Consider the following 19,131-nt stretch of genomic DNA (forward strand, 5'->3'; position numbering starts at 1 on the left):
GGCTTTTGGGGTCAAAATCTTGCGCGGCGTCAAACAGGATGCAAATTGTGTCTCAGCCATCCTCCCCGACTGGGTCTCTGCGTTGCTTGCCCGTAGGCGTTTGGCTGCGCTCAGTGGGTGATCAAACAAGGGGTGTGCGCCATGAAGAAAAGCCAGGTTCATCTCATCGACGAAGAGGTGGATTTTCCTGCCAATGAACAGCTGGTCTCCACTACGGACCTGCAGGGTGTGATCACCTACGCCAATGATCACTTCTGCCGGGTAGCGGGGTACAGCCGGGCCGAGCTCATCGGCCAGCACCACAACATGGTTCGCCACCCGGACATGCCCAAGGCTGCCTTTGCTGACCTCTGGGGCAAGCTCAAGCAGGGCAAACCCTGGCGCGGCATGGTGAAAAACCGCTGCAAGGATGGGCGTTACTATTGGGTGGATGCCTATGTCACCCCTATCTTCGAGCAGGGGCGGATCAATGGCTACCAGTCGGTCCGCAGTCGCGCCGCGCCGGAGATGAAAGCCGTGGCCGGGCGCACCTATGCCAGATTGAAGAGCGTGGAGCGGGGGGAGCGAAAGGGCGGATTGAGCCTGCGCCCGATGCGCCACGGGCTGGCCATCGTCGGTGTCTTGCTGATGCTGGCGGGGGGGGGCTATCTGATGGGGCCCTGGGGGCCGTTGTTCACCCTGTTGCCTCTCTTGTGGCTGGCCCTGATCTATCGTGACACCCTCATCACTACCCCCCGTTATCTGCGACAGCTCGCGGACGAATATGACAGCCTGACCCGGCTCATCTATTCGGGGGAGGATGCCAGTGCCATTGCAGACTTCCACATCAAGCTGTTGCAGGCCAGGATCCGCACCGTCCTTGGACGAGTGGACGATGCGACCCTCTCCCTGCAGGATCTCGCGGTGCATCTGAAAACAGCCTCCAGCGAGGCAAGCGCCGACATCGCCGAACAGGATGTCCAGACCCAGCAGGTGGCGACGGCCATCACCGAGATGGCGGCGACAGCCCACGAGATTGCCCGCAATATCCTAGAGACGGACAACCAGATAGCCCAGGCCAAGGCGCACTGCCAACACACCGATCAGCAGCTGGAAGATACCCAGCACAGGGTGACGGAGCTGGCCACCCAGGCAGAGCATGCCTTCACGGCCGCCGTGGCACTGGCGGAGGAGTCGGACCGCATCGGTGTGCTGATGAGCGAGATCCAGGGCATTGCGGATCAGACCAATCTGCTGGCGCTCAACGCCGCCATCGAGGCGGCGCGGGCAGGGGAGCAGGGGCGAGGCTTTGCGGTGGTGGCGGACGAGGTGCGAACCCTCTCCACGCGCACCCACAAGGCGACCGAGCAGATCCAGAGCAGCATAGGCCAGATCCAGCGTACCCTGAACGGCTGGAAGGGAATGATGCAGCAGAACCTGCAACAAACCCAATCCTGCGTGACCCTGACCCGCCAGGGATCAGAGAGCCTGCATCAGGTGCTGGCGGAAATAGAACGGGTGGTGGACCTCTCGGCCCAGATCTCGACGGCGGCAGAGGAGCAGCAGGCGGTGGTGGAGGACATCAGCCGCAACGTCAACGCCATCTCCCAGCACTCCCACACCAACAGCAACAAGATGCAGGACATGGACGCCTCGAGCGACATCCTGCTCACCAAGGCTCGCCAGCTCAAATCCCTGGGGCAGACCTTCGGGTAAGAGCGGCCAGACTCATGCAATGCAGGAAGGCCACCCCTAGGGTGGCCTTCTTGTTTATTGGTTTCATGGGGGTATCGGCTCTGTGTGCCGGGAGATGAGCCAGTCAGCCGGACTGCTCCGCCAGCGTGATGACGCGGCCACCCTTGTCACAATACATGGCCCTGTCGGCCTGGATGAGCCACTGCTCCGGGCTCCAGTCATGCTGGTAGTGGCTGACGCCGATGCTGATGCCCACCTGCATCGGCTGGTCATTGACCACGAAGGGGGCCTGCATGGCCTGGCGGATCACGGCGGTGACCTCCTCTGCCTGACGGATATCGTAGCCCGGCAGCAGCAGGATGAACTCGTCCCCCGCCAAGCGGGCAAAATAGCACTGGTGGCCGATGGCGTCGTGGATCCGTCGGGCTAGCTGGCAGAGGATGGCATCCCCCTGGCTGTGGCCGAAGTTGTCGTTGATGCGCTTGAAGTCATTGAGATCGCAAAACAGCAGGCAGCCCGGATTGTCGCTTTGCACCTGGTGTTTCAACTGCTCCATCAGGCTCAGGCGATTGGGCAGTCCGGTAAGGGGATCGAGGCGGGCCAGTTGCAGTATCTCCTGCTCTCGCTGTTTGCGCAGGGCCACTTCCTGGTTGAGCCGCTTGTTGCTCATCAGAAGATAGAGGGAGAGCAGCAGGATGAGACCACCAACACCCAGGCTCAGCAGGAACCATGGACGCCAGAAGATCCACTGTTCTGAGGGAACCTGATAGAGGAAACGGGTCAGGGAGACCGGTTTGGCAAGGAGGCCTATCTCGACCAGCTGCTGCATGATGTGAGCGAAGCGATCCGGATTCATATACCCGATCTCCACATAGAGCGGCTGGATCATCTCCTTGCTCATCTGCAACTCGTACTCCATGTGGGCCTGGCTGCGGTTGACGCCATACTCCGTGCGCAGCAGGGCGATGGCTTCCTCGGGGTGGGTGAGGGCATAGCGCCATCCCTTGAGGCTGGCTGCACGAAAACGTGCCACCCGCTCCGGATTGAGCCGCTCCTGTGCCTGGGTGGTGAAGAGAATGTCGCTGTAGAAATCGATGCCGTAGTTGCGAGGGTTGATGACGGACACCGAGATGCCGCGCTCTTCCAGATAGAAGGGCTCATTGCTCAGATAGGCGTTGAAGATGTCTATCCGGCCGGCGATCAGATCGTCGATGTTGACCGAAGTGGGTACCGGGATGAGCTGGCGCTCGTGAAGCCCCTGATAGTAGAGGGTGGCCAGCAGTTCGGCATCCTGATGACCCGGAAACATCATGATCCGTTTGCCACGCATGTCCGCAACGGTGAGAATGCCGCTGTCGCGGCGTGCCAGGAAGATGGAGGGAGAGTGCTGGTAGACGCTGGCCAGCGCCAGCAGCGGCTTGCCCTGGGCGTAGTGGGTCAGCACCTCGGTGTTGCCGACGCCAAAGTCGGCGCGTCCGGCCAGCACCTCCTGAACCGGACTTATTCCCTTGCCACCTGGCCTTATCTCGACATCCAGACCGGCGTCGGCGTAATACCCCTTGGCCTTGGCCATGTGATAGCCCACAAACTGGGGCTGATGCAGCCAGCGCAACTGCAATACCACCTTCTCCGGCAGATCACGTGTCCGTTCACTGGCCTGGAGGGGCGAGAAGCAAGTGATGCCAAGCAACAACAGCCAAAACAGGCATTTTTTCATTCGTGCGATTCTTGTGCTGAGGATCCATGAAGATGGCCTGCAGGCCTGCATTCAAGTTGTTAACAAATAACATTCTAAAGGGTTATACATGTACCGGATACAATTGCAGCACAAAGATTTCATGGTGATCAACAAGCGTCCGGGCATTGGCATGCACGATGATGCCGGCGAGCCGGGTCTCGTCAATCGGGTCAGAATGGATACCGGTCTTGACCTCTATCCGGTCCATCGACTGGACAAGATGACCTCTGGGCTGGTGCTGCTGGCCCGCACCGCTGAAGCGAATCGCGCCCTCAGCATGGCTTTCGCGGCGCGGGAAGTGAGCAAGCAGTATCTGGCACTCTCCGATCGCAAGCCGAAGAAGAAGCAGGGCTGGGTGAAGGGGGACATGGAGAAAGGGCGAGGCGGCAGCTGGATGCTGAGCCGCACCCAGGATAACCCGGCCATCAGCTGGTTCGACTCCGTTTCGGTGCGCGAGGGGCTGCGCCTTTATCGCATCAAGCCCCGGACCGGCAAGACCCATCAGATCCGGGTGGCCTTGAAGAGCGTGGGTGCCCCCATCCTCGGGGATGAGCGCTACGGCGGCACGGCGGCGGATCGCGGTTATCTGCACGCCTGGCGCCTCGCCTTCACCCTGGCAGGTGAGAGCTTCGATCTCGTCTGTCCACCCGATGAGGGGGCGCTGTTCCTCCTGCCCGAGTTGCATGCCGCCATCGCAGAGATCACCGAATGAGCGCTGCAACCGCCAGAGTCCCAGCCCGTGGCTGGGTCCTGGCCGACTTCGATGACTCCCTGGCGCCGGATGACAGCCATGCAGGGTTGCTGCGTTTCATCTTGCGCCGCCGTATCTGGCCGCTGCTGCTGTGGCCACTGATGGCGTTCGGTGCCGTGATCTATCTGCTGCCAGGTCAGCGCAGTCGCGGCATTGCACTCATCTGGTGGGCCATCACCCTCGGGCTATCCCCCCTGGCCTGGCGCGCCCTGGTACGGCAGTACAGCCTGACCCGGCCCGGTCTGTATCGGGAGGCGCGAGCCCTCTTGATGGGAGAGGGGCACCGCTGCTGGGTCATCTCCGCGAGCCCCCGCGCCCTGGTACGAGCCCAGCTCCATCGTCAACTGCCAAGGCTCCCCCATCGCATTCTGGGCTCACGCATGCACTATCGCCTCGGTGGCCTGGTGCCGCGTTGTTATTGCCACGGCAGGCACAAGTTGCAGCCCGAGCTCCTCACCCTGGACGCCGTGCTCACCCTGAGCGACAGCCTGCACGATCTGCCGCTGCTGGCGTTGGGGGAAGAGGCCTGGCTCATCAATCCGACGCGCCGCCGTCTGCAACTGGCGCGGGCCCGCTTGCCCCACCTCAGGGTGAAAACCTGGCACCTGTAAGGCAAAGCTGACAGCCTTGTGGGGCGCCAAGGAGCGCAGCGCAAGGCTGTGACATGGTTGTCACACTTAATTTACATTTTTTTGCCGCAGATCCCCGCCAAACTATCTGAACGCCGCCCCTTCTCATTCCCTGCGCTCGCCACTCTAATGAAACAAGTTGTTAACAAAGCCGTGCGGGCTGCCTGTCGAGCCCTTGCGGCGTGAACCGTTTCGTTATCAGTTCATCGCAAGGAGCGCATTATGACCACCCCTTCTTCCCGTACTCACACCATCAACCCCCTTGGCACCGACGGGTTTGAGTTCGTCGAGTACACGGCGCCGGATCTCAAGGGCATTGCGGCTCTCAAGGCGCTGTTCGTCTCACTGGGCTTTGCCGAAGTGGCCAAGCACAGGCACAAGCAGTGCTGGCTCTATCGCCAGGGGGACATCAACTTCGTGGTCAATGCCGAGCCCCACTCCCAGGCGGAGGAGTTTGCCCGGGCCCATGGTCCGAGCGTGTGCGGCATGGCGTTTCGGGTGAGCGATGCCGGCCGCGCCCAGCAGTACGCCATCGGCCAGGGGGCCAAGCCGTTTGTGGGCAAAATCGGCCCCATGGAGCTCAACATCCCCGCCATCTACGGCATCGGCGAGAGCACCCTCTCCTTTGTCGATCGCTATGGCGAGCGGGGCTCCATCTATGACGTGGACTTTATCTTCTACCCCGACTGGCAGGCCCGCATGGCCGAGGTGGACGCGGGGCTCTATGAGATCGACCACCTGACCCACAACGTCCATCGCGGCAACATGAACCTCTGGTCGAATTTCTACGAGCGGATCGGCAACTTCCGGGAAATCCGCTACTTCGACATCGAGGGCAAGCTGACCGGATTGCACTCGCGCGCCATGACGGCCCCTTGCGGCAAAATTCGCATTCCCATCAACGAGTCGGCGGACGACAAGTCCCAGATAGAGGAGTACCTGCGTCAGTACAAGGGGGAGGGGATCCAGCACATCGCGCTCGCCTCTGCCGACATCTATCACACCATCCGCACGCTCAGAGGGCGGGGAACCGGCTTCATGCCGACGCCGGACACCTACTACGAGAAGGTGGACAGCCGGGTCGCGGGTCATCAGGAGGATCTGGCGGCGCTGAAGGCGCTGCGCATCCTCATCGACGGCTCGCCGACGAAGGACGGCATCCTGCTGCAGATCTTCACCGACACCGTCATCGGTCCCGTGTTCTTCGAGATCATCCAGCGCAAGGGCAACGAGGGCTTTGGTGAGGGCAACTTCCAGGCATTGTTCGAATCCATCGAGCTGGATCAGATCCGCCGTGGCGTGCTGGACGGATCCACGCAAGGGGAGGTGAACAGTGCCGCGCAGGACCAGAAAAACGGAGAACCGAGCGATGCGTAACTGGATAAGCTTCCCCCATCGGGAGGGAACCCACTCCCGCCAGGCCCATGCCGATCTGCCGGAGCAGGCCATCTATGAGCGCGAGCTGGGGCGCTCGGGCTTCTTCGGTCCGGCCACCCACATGCACCACAAGCATGCTCCCACCGACTGGGTCAACTGGGAAGGGCCGCTTCGGCCACGGGCGTTTGACTTGAACGATCTGCAGGAGGAGGTGAGCTCCCTCTCCCCCTGGGTGATGCCGGATATTCTCAGCAACCCCCACTGCCGCTACCGCATCTGGCGCCTGCATGAGCCCATGCCGTTTCTGGTGCGAAACGCCGATGGCGACGAGCTCCTGTTCATTCACGAGGGGAGCGGAGAGTTCTACTGCGACTACGGACACCTCATCTTGAGAGATGGCGACTATGTGGTGATCCCCCGTGGCACCATGTGGCGCATCGAGCCCACCGCGCCCCTCTTCATCCTGATGATAGAGGCGACGGAAGACAGTTATCAGCTGCCGGACAAGGGACTGGTGGGCAATCACGCCATCTTCGATCCGGCGGCCCTGGACGTGCCCGCCATCAACGAGCGCTTCCTGGCCCAGCAGGATGAAAACCCCTGGTCGCTGCAGATCAAGCGCCACGATCAGGTCTCGGTCGTCACCTGGCCGTTCAACCCGCTGGATGCACAAGGGTGGCACGGGGACTTGTGCGTGGTGCGCCTCAACTGGCGGGACATCCGCCCGCTGATGAGCCACCGCTACCACCTGCCTCCCTCGGCCCACACCACCTTCGTGGCGAGCCGGTTCGTGGTCTGCACCTTCGTGCCGCGTCCCATCGAGAGCGACCCAGGTGCCCTGCGGGTGCCCTTCTACCACAGCAACGACGACTTCGACGAGGTGCTCTTCTACCACGCCGGGGACTTCTTCAGCAGGGACAACATCAAGCGGGGCATGGTCACCTTCCACCCTGCCGGCTTCACCCATGGTCCCCATCCCAAGGCCTTTGCGGCGGGGCTGGCTCATGCCAAGACCTTCACCGACGAGGTGGCGGTGATGCTCGACACCCGTGATGCCCTGGCCGTCGGCCCCATCTGCGAAGGGGTTGAATACCCCGGTTATGTCACCAGCTGGCAGCGTCCAGAGACGCTCGGCAAATAAGGAATTCGATATGAAATTGGCAACCCTGAACAATGGCAAGCGCGACGGCGCCCTGGTGGTGGTGAGCCGCGATCTGGCGCGCGCCGTCTACGTGACGACCATTGCCCCGACCCTGCAGTCGGCCCTCGACCAGTGGGGCGAAGTGGCGCCGCAATTGGCGAACGTCTATCAGCGACTCAACGAGGACGCCTGCCCCGACGCCTTCCCCTTCGATGAGGAGGCGTGCCTCTCCCCGCTGCCTCGCGCCTACCAGTGGATTGACGGCAGTGCCTACGTCAATCACGTGGAGCTGGTGCGCAAGGCGCGCGGCGCCGACATGCCAGGAAGCTTCTGGCACGATCCCCTGATGTATCAGGGAGGCTCTGACAGCTTCCTGCCGCCCCGTGGCCCCATCGTGATGGGCTCCGAGGAGTGGGGGATCGACTTCGAGTCGGAAGTCGCCGTCATCACCGACGACGTGCCCATGGGCACCCGTTCGCAGGGGGCGGCGACCCACATCAAGCTCTTGATGCTGGTCAACGACGTGAGCCTGCGCAACCTCATTCCCGGGGAGCTTGCCAAGGGCTTTGGCTTCTTCCAGTCCAAGCCCTCCAGCAGCTTCTCGCCGGTGGCCATCACCCCGGACGAGCTGGGGGATGACTGGCGCGATGGCAAGGTCCACCTGCCCCTGGTGACCCACCTCAACGGCGCCCTGTTCGGGCAGCCCGACGCCGGGGTGGATATGACCTTCACCTTCCATGAGCTGATTGCCCATGCCGCCAAGACAAGGCCGCTCGGGGCGGGCTGCATCATCGGCTCGGGCACCGTCTCCAACTACGACAGAAGCCGGGGATCCTCCTGCCTTGCCGAGCGGCGGATGCTGGAAATTATCGAGTCAGGTCAAGCCACTACACCCTTTCTGCGCTTTGGTGATACAGTGTCCATCGCGATGCAGGATCGCAACGGGATGAGTCTGTTTGGCACCATTTTGCAGCGGGTCACGCAAGCAACGGCCGAGCGGGCGAGCTAGGAGAGCCCGACCCCGGGAGGGGCGGGCGACACGGCAGGTGGCAGACACCTGCCACCACAGGGACACACTATGCTGCAGTTGTTTGGATATTGGCGCTCATCGGCCAGCTTTCGCGTGCGTTTGGTACTGCAACTCAAGGGGCTCGATTATGAGCAGCACCCGGTCAACTTGCGGCAGGGTGAGCAGAAGGAGAAGGCCTACCGCCGGGTCAATCCCCAGGGGCTGGTGCCGTTTCTCGTGGACGATGACGTGCATCTGGGTCAGTCGGTGGCCATCATGGAGTGCCTCGACGAGACCTATCCCGCCTACCCCCTGATGCCCTCCGCCCCCATCGAGCGTGCCCGGGTGCGCCAGATCGTCAACATGATCGCCTGTGACACCCATCCCCTCAACAACCTGCGCGTGCTGCACTACCTGGAGCAGGAGTTGGGGCAGAGCAAGATGGCGCGGGATGCCTGGTATCGCCACTGGATAGACGAGACCTTCACCGCGCTGGAGCAGCTTCTCATGACCACCGCCGGCATCTATTGCGTGGGCAACGAGGTCACCCTGGCGGACTGCATGCTGGTGCCCCAGGTCTACAACGCCCGCCGCTTCGACATGACCCTGGATGACTACCCCACCATTGCGCGCATCGTCGCCAACTGCGAGCAGTTGCAGGCCTTTATCAAGGCCGCCCCCGCCAATCAGCCGGATGCCCAGCCCTGAAGCTGTGCAGACCGGGCCAGCGCGTTGGCCCGGTCTGCCGTCTCTTTCCTTATCCGGGTTATCTTGCTCGCCTCAGGGCGTGCCATTGGCCCCGTAGCGTCGAAACCCCGGCCGCTCTTTCAGTCGCTGGTAGTAGTCGTCCACGGCGGGTAGCGACGGGCGATCATAGGGCGTCTCCAGCCAGCGGTTGACTGACAGCCCGATGGGAATGTCTGCCAGCGAGAAGTGCGGACCGGCCACATATCCTCCGGTTGTTTGAAGCTGTCTCTCCAGGATCTCCATGCAGTGAGACCACTGCAGGCAAGCTGCGTGAAGGGCCTGATGGTCTTGATGCTGGGGGGAGCGCCTCACCAGCGACAGGAAGGCGTAGCGCCAGGCGGTGTTCAAGTCCGATGCCTGCCAGTCAATCCATTGATCGACCCGAGCCCTGGCTCTCGCCTCGGCGGGATAGAGGACATTGGCACCATGGCGCGTCGCCAGGTAGCGGATGATGGTGTTCGACTCCCACAGCGTAAAATCCTCATCCTGAATGACGGGCACCATGGCATTGGGGTTGAGCGACAGAAACGCCGGGGTGTCCGTGGGTTTGAAGCCGGATCCCCACTCCTCCAGCTCGAAGGGGAGGGCCAGTTCGGCGCAGGTCCACAGTACCTTGCGCACATTGATTGACGACGCCTTGCCCAGTATTCGCAACATCTTTTTCGTCCTTGTCCGGGGTGATGGATGGCCTGTTTGTCGCAGACATGCCACTTCCCTGTTTGGTAGCCATCAGTGCCCTGCACTGTCACTGACCGTGCGGGGCCCTGTTTTATGGACTGGCGAGTCAGCCGTGGGTGGTCCTGGGCTGGAAATAGGCGATAAATTTGCCGAGTTTCTCCCCGTCGTAACTCTTCCCCTTCTCCAGCAGCCCGGTGTTGAAGGACTCGAGCAGCCTGCCCGTGGCATCCAGCACGTAGAAGTGGGGGACCCCCAGATACTCGGGATAGGCTTTCAGGAAGGATTCATTCTTGTTCTGCTCGCTGACGTTCACCTTGACCACCACGAAGGTGCGGTTGAGCTGGCCGGCGAGATCGGGTTCCCGGTCCAGAAAGCGGTTCATCTCCTGGCACCAGCTGCACCATTCGCCCCCCACCAGCAGCAGGACTTTCTTGCCCTCGGCACTGGCCTTGGCGGTGGCGGCAGCGAGATCGCGGGCCGGATCCCGCGTCTCGTCATAACCCTGGCTGTAAGCGGGCAGGCTCTGACTCCAGAGGTGGTCGCCCGCGCAGGCGGCGCCATTGAAAAGGAGGGTGCCCAGTATCAGGGGCAGTAACAGTCGTTTCATGGTCTCTTCCTTGTGTCGTTATCTTTGCTTCCAGGCGCAGACAATGTGACACGAGGCGTTTCCTGCGCCAAGCCGCAAACAGGGAAGGGGAAGGCAAAAAGCGGCAAAGGAATGGCAGAAAACAACAAAGCCCCTCGAGAGGGGCTTTGTATTCAGGTCAGGGGCGATCAGTAACCCTGCTGGTGGACATCCATCACGGCGCGACCGGAGGGGTCGGCCATCTCCTTGAACTTGGCATCCCACTCCAGCGCCGTCGGGGTGGAGCAGGCGACCGACTTGCCGTAGGGCACGGTGCGGGCGGCGGACTCCAGCGGGAAGTGCTCGTCGAAGATGGCGCGGTAGTAGTACGCCTCCTTGGTGAGCGGGGTATTGACGGGGAAGCGGAAGGCCGCGGCCTCGAACATCTGATCCGTCACCTCTTCCTCGACCATGGCTTTCAGGCTGTCAATCCACGAATAGCCCACACCGTCGGAGAACTGCTCCTTCTGGCGCCACGCCACTTCGTGGGGCAGCAGATCCTCGAAGGCTTCCCGCAGGATGTGCTTCTCGATCTTGCCCTTGCCGCACATCTTGTCGGCGGGATTGAGGCGCATCGCCACGTCCATGAACTCCTTGTCGAGGAAGGGCACGCGGCCTTCCACGCCCCAGGCAGCCATGGACTTGTTGGCCCGCAGGCAGTCATAGAGGTGCAGGGAGGCGAGCTTGCGCACGTTCTCCTCGTGGAACTCACGGGCGTTGGGGGCCTTGTGGAAGTAGAGGTAGCCGCCGAACAGCTCGTCGGAGCCCTCTCCCGACAGCACCATCTTGATGCCCATCGCCTTGATGTAGCGGGCCATCAGATACATGGGCGTGGAGGCGCGGATGGTGGTGACGTCATAGGTCTCGAGGTGATAGATGACGTCCCGCAGGGCATCCAGTCCTTCCTGCACGGTGAAGTGGATCTGGTGGTGGATGGTGCCCAGGTGATCGGCCACCTTGCGGGCGGCGGCGAGATCCGGTGACCCTTCCAGGCCGACGGCGAAGGAGTGCAGCTGGGGCCACCAGGCTTCGCTCTTGCCATCGTCTTCCACCCGGCGGGCGGCATAGAGCTTGGTGATGGCGGAGATGACGGACGAATCCAGACCACCGGAGAGCAGCACGCCATAGGGCACGTCGCACATCAGCTGGCGCTTGACCGCCGCTTCCAGGGCCGCTTTGAGCTCGGCCTTGTCGCTGACGTTGTGCTCGACCGGCGCGTATTCCATCCAGTCCCGTTTGTACCAAGTTTTAAGCTCGCCATCCTTGCTCCACAGGTAGTGTCCCGGCGGGAAGGTCTCGACGCTCTTGCACACGGGCACCAGGGCCTTCATCTCGGAGGCGACATAGAAGTTGCCGTGTTCGTCGCGGCCGGTATAGAGGGGGATGATCCCCATGTGGTCGCGACCAATCAGGTAGGCATCCTGCTCGGCGTCATAGAGGATGAAGGCGAAGATGCCGTTCAGATCGTCCAGAAACGCCGGGCCTTTCTCCTTGTAGAGGGCCAGCAGCACTTCACAGTCGGAGTGGGTCTGGAACTGGAAGTCGACCTTGAGGTTCTTCTCCAGCTCCTTGTGGTTGTAGATCTCGCCGTTGACGGCCAATACGTGCGTGCGCTCGGGGTTGTAGAGAGGCTGTGCGCCATTGCCCGGATCGACGATGGCCAGGCGCTCGTGCACCAGGATGGCCTTGTCGGAGCTGTAGACGCCGGACCAGTCAGGCCCGCGGTGACGCAGTCGCTTGGACATCTCCAGGGCCGATTTGCGCAGGGCAGTGGCGTCGGTCTTGATGTCCAGAATGCCGAAAATAGAACACATTGGCGGTAATCCTCTTGATTTTTATATGAGCCCCCCACGTTTGGGCTCGAAATTCCATTTACATTCCTCGCCAATCACAATGCCTAGCGGAAAACCCTTTTGCAAGCGGGAAAACCGCAGAAAATCATGCCGTAAGCGTCAAGTTGCGCCAGGGGATGGCGGCCGTCCGGCCGTCTGAAGAGAGAGGGTCAGGGTTGACGTGCGCGTCAAGTCGCGGCGGGTTCGAAGATCACATAGAGCTTGCGACAAGGGGTGAGGGTCTCCCACTGCCCGACAAAACCGGCGGGAATGACGAACTGATCCCCAGCTTTGAGGTGCAGCCGGTCGCCCTGCTCGTCGTGGATCACCGCTTCCCCTTCCAGCATCTGGCAGTATTCGTGTTCGGTATAGTGAACGGCCCAGCAGCCCGGCTCGCAAGCCCAGAAGCCCACGTGAAACTGCTGGCTCGGGTCGGAGTAGTGGTTCCATGCCGTCTGGCTCGGCGTTCCGGCCCTGATGCGCTCGGGGGGAGGCATCAGCGGGGTGGGGGAGACAGTGTGCTTGTCCAGCAGGATCCAGTCGTTCAGGCTCTTCATGGTGCGTCCTTGAGTGGCGAAGGAGCATCCTGCTCCCGTTTAGTTTGTTTAACGATGTTGCGCTTACGTTAAACGAAACGGGCCCCCTTTGCCAAGGGGGCCCGTGCAGGCTGAAGGCTACCGGAAGGGCGGCACCCGGGATCAGACGATGTCGATGTCCACCACGGAGTCGAAGATGTGGTTCGGTCGAAACGGCATGCGGTCGATGTCCGCCACCTTGCTCACCCCGGAGAGCACCAGCACCGTCTCGAGACCGGCCTGGAAGCCAGCCAGGATGTCGGTGCGCAGGTTGTCGCCGATGATGATGGTGTCGTCGGAGTGAGCCTCCATCCGGTTGAGGGCCGCGCGAATGATCCAGGCGCTCGGCTTGCCGACGTAGAAGGGCTTCTTGCCGGTCATCCGCTCGATGGGGGCACACAGGGCGCCGCAGGCCGGGTACATCAGGGGGCCGTGGGTATCGGGGTTGGTGGCGATGAAGCGGGCCCCCTGATCCACGAACTTGGCGCCCTGCTGCATCATGGTCCAGTTGTAGTTGCGGGTCTCCCCCACCACCACGAAGTCCGGGTCGATATCGGTGATGGTGAAGCCGGCCTTGTAGAGCTCGTGGGTCAGGGCCCCTTCGCCAATCACATAGGCCTTCTTGCCATCCTGGCGCTTGAGAAAGTCGGCGGTGCCCATGGCGGAGGTGTAGAAGCACTCCTCGGGCACCTCTATTCCGGCGGATCGGAAGCGGTTTTGCAGATCTTTCTGGGTCTGGGCCGGGTAGTTGGTGAGGAACAGGAGCTTGCTGCCCTGTTCCAGCAGGCGGTGGACGAAGCGGTCGGCGCCGGGAATGAGATCGTTGTTGTGCAGGATGACGCCGTCAATGTCACAGATGACGTTTTTCTTCATGAATTCTCCTTGTAGGGCGCAAGAGCGGGGACAGGGCCTCCCTCTGTTCGTCTCTTCAATCGGTTATGGTTTTTGTGCCGCCATTATAAGGCCCTTTGATGACAAGTCTCCTCCGGCGGGCCAGATGGGTGCACAATGAAGGCGAAGGGAGGGCGCCGCCCCGGTGGTGTCCGCACGAAGTCTGATTATGGAGCCGTCATCATGGAGCACTTTATTGCCGGCTTGCCCAAGCTGGAACTGCACCTGCATATCGAGGGGACCCTCGAACCCGAGCTGATGTTCGCCCTCGGCCAGCGCAACGGGGTGGCGCTGCCCTGGCCTGATGTCGACAGCCTGCGCGCCGCCTATGAGTTCGACGGCCTGCAATCCTTCCTCGATCTCTACTACCTCGGCGCCAGCGTGCTCATCCACGAACAGGATTTCTTCGACCTCACCTGGGCCTATCTCGAGCGCTGCGTTGCCGATCACGTGGTGCACGTGGAGATCTTCTTCGACCCCCAGACCCACACCGCCCGCGGCGTGTACTTTGCCACCGTGCTGGGGGGCATCGAGCGGGCGCTGCAGGCTGGCGAAGCAGCCTTTAGCATCAGCTGGCGTCTTATCATGAGCTTCCTGCGCCACCTGAGTGAAGAGGCGGCATTCGCCACCCTGGCAGAGGCCACGCCGCACCTGGCGCGCCTGCACGGGGTCGGCCTCGACTCGGGGGAGCGGGGCAACCCGCCCAGCAAGTTTGCCCGGGTCTTCGCTCGCTGCCGCGAGCTGGGGCTGCCGCTGGTGGCCCATGCCGGCGAGGAGGGGCCGGCTGACTACATCTGGCAGGCGATCCGGGAGCTCGGGGTGCAACGCATCGATCACGGGGTGCGCTGCGTCGAGGATCCCTCGCTGCTGAGCTATCTGGCGGATACCCGGCTGCCCCTCACCGTCTGCCCCCTCTCCAACGTGCGGCTCAGGGTGTTTGACCAGATGGCCCACCACAATGTGCTGAGGTTGCTGGAGCAGGGGCTCTGCGTCACCGTGAACTCCGACGATCCCGCCTATTTCGGGGGATACCTGGGGGCCAACTTTCAGGCCCTGGCCGACGGGCTTGGCGCCAGTCAGGAGCAGCTGTGCCGCCTCAGTCTCAATGCCGTGGAGGCGAGCTGGCTGAGCCTTGCGGACAAGGTGCGCCTGACCCGTGACATTCGCCTCCATGCCGCCCTGCACGGGGTGAGCCTGCATTGAGCAGGCCGTCTTGCACACCTTGAATGCAGGATGCCCGCCATGGCGGGCCACTTTGTGCCATCGTTGGGCGGGTATCAACCCACCCTCACCAGATATTTTTCCCCTTGGCCCTCCTGCTTGACGCGGGTGAGCAGGGCAGGCAGGGCGTCGAAGTTGCCCACCACCAGCGGCGGCGGGGTCAGCTCGCCGCTCGCCATCTGCGCCATCATGGCGACACCGGCCGCCACCAGACGGCTCCACTGTTTGTCCGAGCCAAAGGCGTGCTGGGCGCCGAGGGCAATCTCGTGCAACGAGTGGCAATGGCTAAAGGCGGGCAGCGGGTTGCGCGCGATGCGCCCGAGCACCGTCACCATGTGGCCGTAATAGCCAAGGGCAGGCAGCAAGGCTTCTGCCTGCTGGCTGGAGACCAGATCGATGATCCCCTCGAAGGGTTCACCGCCGTTGGCGGCCTGCAACTGGACCAGCCAGTCGGGATCCCGATAGTCCGCCACCCCCTGCACGCCTAGCTGTTTGAGCCACTGGTGGTGGCGCGGGCTGGCGCTGGCAAAGACGCGGGCACCCTTCTGGAGGGCAAGTTGCACCGCGAAGCGGCCGACACTGCTGCCAGCCCCCGAGATGAGCAGGGCCTCCCCGTGCAGGTGCGGCAGCTTGGCCAGCGCCTGCCAGGCGGTGAGGCCGGGGCAGGGGAGCGCGGCGGCCGCCTCGTCGCTCAGGGCATCGGGCACCGGCATCAGGGCGCGAGCCGGCACCAGGGTGTGGCGGGCAAAGCTGCCGCCATGGCGCAGGTCGGTGTGATAGGCGACCCGGGTGCCGGGGCGCAGGTGGGTGACGTTGGCCCCCAGCGCCACCAGGGTGCCCATGCCATCGACGCCAGGCACATGGCCTGGCTGCCAGTGGGGATGACCCTGTTCGATGAGTTTCCAGTCCACCGGATTGAAGGCGATGATCCGGTTGGCGACGAGAACCTCATCGGGGCCGGGGGTGGGGAGCGCTTGCCGGGTGAGGGTGAGCTGGTCAGGTTCGCCGGGGGCGTGCCAGCACCAGGCCTGGGTGTGGGTCATGGTGACTCCTTGAAAGAGAGGTGGCGCAGATTGAGTTATATGGCGTAACAATGTCTTGAGTTGTTGTTGCACTGGCGAGACAACAAGGCGGACCCCACGCTGGTGGGGCCCGCCCGGTAAGGCGTTCGGCGCGAGCCGCCTTATGCCCGCTCTGCCCCATAGACGGGGTAATCGGTCAGCCCTTTCTCGCCGCCGCCAAACAGGGTGGCGGGATCATGGGGAGCGAACGGATGGCCGTGGCGCAGGCGGTTCGGCAAGTCGGGGTTTGCCACGAAGGGGCGACCGAAGCCAATCATGTCGGCCCAGCCTGCCTCAATGGCGGCGCGGGCGCGTTCCCCATCGTACTTGCCGGCGTAGATGAGGGTGTTGGGGAAGGCATCGCGCAGCCCCTGCTTGAAGCTCTCCGCCATCAGGGGGGCGTCGTCCCAGTCCGCTTCGGCGACGTGCAGATAGACCACGCCGAGCTGGCCCAGCAGGTGCGCGGCGGCCAGATAGGTCTCCTGGGGGTTGGCATCCACGGTGCCGTTGAGGGTGGTGAGCGGCGCAAGGCGTACCCCGACCCGGTCGGGACCGATCTCGTCACAGACCGCCTCGGTCACCTCTTTGAGGAAACGCAGCCGGTTTTCGAGCGAACCGCCATAGCCGTCGGTGCGGGTATTGGACTCGGAGTCGAGGAACTGGTTGATGAGGTAGCCGTTGGCGGCGTGCAACTCGATGCCGTCAAAGCCCGCCTCCATGGCGTTGCGGGCGGCCTGGCGAAACTGCCCCACCACGGCGTCGATGTCGGCCTGGGTCATGGCGCGCGGGGTGACGGTCTCCACAAACCCCGGGGCATCGCTGCCGTTGTCGACGAACACCTTCACTCCCTTGGCCTGGATGGCGGAGGAGGAGAGGGGCTGGGCGCCGCCGATGTTGTCAGGATGGGTGACCCGGCCCACGTGCCAGAGCTGGGCGAACATGATGCCCCCCTCGGCGTGGACCGCGTCTGTTACCTGCTTCCAGCCTGCCACCTGCTCGGCGCTGTGGATGCCCGGCGTCCAGGCGTAGCCCTTGCCCAGGGGGTCTATCTGGGTGCCTTCGCTGATGATGAGGCCGGCCCCGGCACGCTGGGCGTAGTAGGTCGCCATCATGGCGTTGGCCACGTCCCCGGGCTGGCTGGCGCGGGAGCGAGTCATGGGGGGCATGACGATGCGGTTGGCAAGGTGCAGCTGGCCGAGGCGAAGGGGGCAGAACAGGGGATCGTGGTGCATGATGGATTCCTCAATCTTTGGGAGTGAGGTGACTCTAAAGGGGATTGTTATTGTGAAAAAGAGGGGGTATTGCAGAAGAGAATTGCCGTTATCGCAGCAATGGCGCGGGAGGGGCCGGGCTCGCGCCAGAAAAAAGAGGGCCAAAGGCCCTCTTTTGCTGCATTGCCACCGATGATCAGGGGGAGAGTGGGGTAACCCGTACTCGCTCGATGCGCCGCTCGCTCACGGCCATGACCTCGAAGCAGAACTGGCCGAGGTGCAACTGCTGACCGACGTCGGGCAGACTGCCGAAGTGGGAGAGCAGCATGCCCGCCAGGGTCACGTACTCGTCGCTCTCGCTCACCAGACCGTCGCAGTTCAGGGCCTGCTCCACCTGATGGATGTTGGTGGTGCCGTGGATGAGCCAATGCTCGCCCTCGCGCACCACATCGGGGGTCTCGTCCTCGTCCGGCAGCTCGCCGACGATGGCCTCCAGCAGATCGTGGTTGGTGACCAGCCCCTGGATGACGCCAAACTCGTCCGCCACCAGAATGAGGCTGCCCCTGGCCTGACGCAGCTCCGCCAGCAGCCGGATCACGTTGATGGTCTGGGGCACGATGGCAGGCTCGTTCTGTCTGGCAAGTGCTGCCAGGGATTGCCCCTCGTTGAGGGCAAACAGCAGATCCCGAGCCTTGACCACCCCGATGATCTCGTCCAGCTCCCCGTCACAGACCGGGAACAGGCTGTGGGGGGCCCGTTGCAGCAGGGCGCGGATCTCGTCCTCGCTGTCGCTCACGTCGATCCACTCCATCTCGGAGCGCGGGGTCATGATGGTGCGAATGGAACGCTCGGCCAGCGACAGCACGCCGCTCACCATGTAACGCTCCTCTTCACCGAAACCGGGGGGCAGGGGCTGAGCCTGCACCTCTTCTTCGTCCTCCTGCGGGTGGGCTGAGCGTTTGTTCCCCCCCATCAGCTTGAAGATGGCGGCGGTGGTGCGCTCGCGCAGGGGCTGGCGCGCCTCATGGCGCAGGGCACTGCGCTGGGCGAGCTGGTTGAAGAACTCGATGAGCACCGAGAAGCCGATGGCCGCGTAGAGGTAGCCCTTCGGAATGTGGAAGCCGAAGCCCTCCGCCACCAGGCTGAAGCCGATCATCAAGAGGAAGCTCAGGCAGAGCACCACCACAGTGGGGTGGGCGTTGACGAAGCGGGTCAGGGGCTTGGAGGCGAGCACCATCACCACCATGGCGATGGTCACGGCCGCCATCATGACGCCGAGGTGATCCACCATGCCGACGGCGGTGATGATGGAGTCCAGGGAGAAGACCGCATCCAGCACCAGGATCTGGGCGATCACCACCCCGAACCCGGCATAGACGCCGGTGCCGCCTTGCTCCTCGGGCTTGGCCTCGAGTCGCTCATGCAGCTCGGAGGTGGCCTTGAACAGCAGGAAGAGGCCGCCCCCCATCAGGATGAGATCCCGACCGGAGAAGGGGTGATCCCAGATGTGCAGCAGAGGAGCCGTGAGGGTGACCAGCCATGACATGATGGTGAGCAGTCCCAGGCGCATCAGCAGGGCCAGGGAGAGACCGATGATGCGCGCCTTGTCCCGCTGGGCGGGGGGCAGTTTTTTCACCAGGATGGCGATGAAGACCAGGTTGTCTATCCCGAGAACGATTTCCAGGATGATCAGGGTAAGCAGACCGACCCAGATTGACGGGTCCAGCAAGAATTCCATGTGATTGACCTCAATGAAGACAGATGCAGTGAATCGTGGTCACGGCGTGGCCGTGGTGACGGAGACGATCGCTTCAGAGGCGTTGGTTGAGCAGGTACAGATAGGCTTTGATGGGAAAAGACGAAGGGCTACTTCGGGGATTGTCCATGATGGGCAATAAAACCTCGGGTCAAAAGTGAGCCCTGATGATAACGACTCGCCGCCATTTGGCAAGGCGCTGTCCCAATTACATG

17 protein-coding genes are annotated in these 19,131 nt (G+C 62.8%); 8 read left to right on the plus strand and 9 right to left on the minus strand.

The window, feature by feature from the left end:
* The first annotated feature begins 141 nt into the window (after positions 1 to 141).
* Positions 142 to 1,695, plus strand: a complete 1,554-nt coding sequence (locus ACNPAA_RS03705) for a methyl-accepting chemotaxis protein (protein ID WP_261999308.1) — start codon at positions 142 to 144, stop codon at positions 1,693 to 1,695.
* A gap of 103 nt (positions 1,696 to 1,798) precedes the next feature.
* Here ACNPAA_RS03705 and ACNPAA_RS03710 read toward each other — a convergent pair whose 3' ends face one another.
* Positions 1,799 to 3,391: a GGDEF domain-containing protein gene (locus tag ACNPAA_RS03710; RefSeq protein ID WP_039038778.1), complete on the minus strand. Its 1,593-nt coding sequence runs from the start codon at positions 3,389 to 3,391 to the stop codon at positions 1,799 to 1,801.
* An 88-nt stretch (positions 3,392 to 3,479) separates the two neighbouring features.
* On the opposite strand from ACNPAA_RS03710, the gene ACNPAA_RS03715 reads away from it, so the two are divergent.
* From ACNPAA_RS03715 to maiA, 6 genes are all read left to right on the plus strand, one after another.
* A complete protein-coding gene (locus tag ACNPAA_RS03715) occupies positions 3,480 to 4,124 on the plus strand; it encodes a TIGR01621 family pseudouridine synthase (protein WP_029314720.1) in 645 nt (214 codons plus the stop codon).
* Positions 4,121 to 4,774 carry an HAD family hydrolase gene (locus tag ACNPAA_RS03720; RefSeq protein WP_417891596.1) on the plus strand — a complete coding sequence of 218 codons (654 nt, stop codon included), beginning with the start codon at positions 4,121 to 4,123 and terminating at the stop codon, positions 4,772 to 4,774. Before ACNPAA_RS03715 ends, ACNPAA_RS03720 begins: the two co-directional genes overlap by 4 nt.
* A 240-nt stretch (positions 4,775 to 5,014) precedes the next feature.
* Complete coding sequence (gene hppD / locus ACNPAA_RS03725; protein WP_171865206.1) at positions 5,015 to 6,169, plus strand: 4-hydroxyphenylpyruvate dioxygenase; 1,155 nt, start codon at positions 5,015 to 5,017, stop codon at positions 6,167 to 6,169.
* Positions 6,162 to 7,310: a homogentisate 1,2-dioxygenase gene (locus ACNPAA_RS03730; RefSeq protein WP_128296687.1), complete on the plus strand. Its 1,149-nt coding sequence runs from the start codon at positions 6,162 to 6,164 to the stop codon at positions 7,308 to 7,310. The genes hppD and ACNPAA_RS03730 overlap by 8 nt, the downstream gene beginning before the upstream one ends.
* Before the next feature lie 10 nt (positions 7,311 to 7,320).
* Positions 7,321 to 8,319: a fumarylacetoacetate hydrolase family protein gene (locus ACNPAA_RS03735; protein WP_417891597.1), complete on the plus strand. Its 999-nt coding sequence runs from the start codon at positions 7,321 to 7,323 to the stop codon at positions 8,317 to 8,319.
* A 69-nt stretch (positions 8,320 to 8,388) separates the two neighbouring features.
* Positions 8,389 to 9,027 (plus strand): maleylacetoacetate isomerase, encoded by a 639-nt coding sequence (maiA, locus tag ACNPAA_RS03740; RefSeq protein ID WP_417891598.1) that lies wholly within the window; start codon positions 8,389 to 8,391, stop codon positions 9,025 to 9,027.
* A gap of 72 nt (positions 9,028 to 9,099) precedes the next feature.
* Here maiA and ACNPAA_RS03745 read toward each other — a convergent pair whose 3' ends face one another.
* From ACNPAA_RS03745 to ACNPAA_RS03765, 5 genes are all read right to left on the minus strand, one after another.
* Positions 9,100 to 9,723, minus strand: coding sequence for a glutathione S-transferase family protein (locus tag ACNPAA_RS03745; protein ID WP_257710055.1), 624 nt, complete (start codon positions 9,721 to 9,723; stop codon positions 9,100 to 9,102).
* Positions 9,724 to 9,850: 127 nt separating this feature from the next.
* Positions 9,851 to 10,351 (minus strand): thioredoxin family protein, encoded by a 501-nt coding sequence (locus ACNPAA_RS03750; protein WP_201901211.1) that lies wholly within the window; start codon positions 10,349 to 10,351, stop codon positions 9,851 to 9,853.
* Positions 10,352 to 10,518: 167 nt separating this feature from the next.
* Positions 10,519 to 12,183: an asparagine synthase B gene (gene asnB / locus ACNPAA_RS03755; RefSeq protein WP_041213050.1), complete on the minus strand. Its 1,665-nt coding sequence runs from the start codon at positions 12,181 to 12,183 to the stop codon at positions 10,519 to 10,521.
* Between the two features lie 206 nt (positions 12,184 to 12,389).
* A complete protein-coding gene (locus ACNPAA_RS03760; RefSeq protein ID WP_161469638.1) occupies positions 12,390 to 12,758 on the minus strand; it encodes a cupin domain-containing protein in 369 nt (122 codons plus the stop codon).
* A gap of 141 nt (positions 12,759 to 12,899) precedes the next feature.
* Entirely contained in the window at positions 12,900 to 13,649 is a 750-nt protein-coding gene (locus tag ACNPAA_RS03765) for an HAD-IIA family hydrolase (RefSeq protein ID WP_010675115.1), read from the minus strand.
* A gap of 201 nt (positions 13,650 to 13,850) precedes the next feature.
* Between ACNPAA_RS03765 and ACNPAA_RS03770 the strand changes: the two genes are divergently transcribed.
* Positions 13,851 to 14,870 carry an adenosine deaminase gene (locus ACNPAA_RS03770; protein ID WP_323938374.1) on the plus strand — a complete coding sequence of 340 codons (1,020 nt, stop codon included), beginning with the start codon at positions 13,851 to 13,853 and terminating at the stop codon, positions 14,868 to 14,870.
* Positions 14,871 to 14,944: 74 nt separating this feature from the next.
* On the opposite strand, the gene ACNPAA_RS03775 is transcribed toward ACNPAA_RS03770, so the two are convergent.
* The 3 genes from ACNPAA_RS03775 to ACNPAA_RS03785 form a co-directional block, all read right to left on the minus strand.
* On the minus strand, positions 14,945 to 15,931 hold the full coding sequence (locus tag ACNPAA_RS03775; protein ID WP_417891599.1) for a zinc-binding dehydrogenase: 987 nt from the start codon (positions 15,929 to 15,931) through the stop codon (positions 14,945 to 14,947).
* Positions 15,932 to 16,071: 140 nt separating this feature from the next.
* Positions 16,072 to 17,181, minus strand: a complete 1,110-nt coding sequence (locus ACNPAA_RS03780; RefSeq protein ID WP_171865216.1) for an alkene reductase — start codon at positions 17,179 to 17,181, stop codon at positions 16,072 to 16,074.
* A 175-nt stretch (positions 17,182 to 17,356) separates the two neighbouring features.
* On the minus strand, positions 17,357 to 18,898 hold the full coding sequence (locus tag ACNPAA_RS03785) for a TerC family protein (RefSeq protein WP_171865218.1): 1,542 nt from the start codon (positions 18,896 to 18,898) through the stop codon (positions 17,357 to 17,359).
* Between the last annotated feature and the right edge of the window lie 233 nt (positions 18,899 to 19,131).

This window comes from Aeromonas sp. PS2Canimalfood6, from assembly GCF_048276795.1.
Classification (GTDB): Bacteria; Pseudomonadota; Gammaproteobacteria; order Enterobacterales; family Aeromonadaceae; genus Aeromonas; species Aeromonas caviae.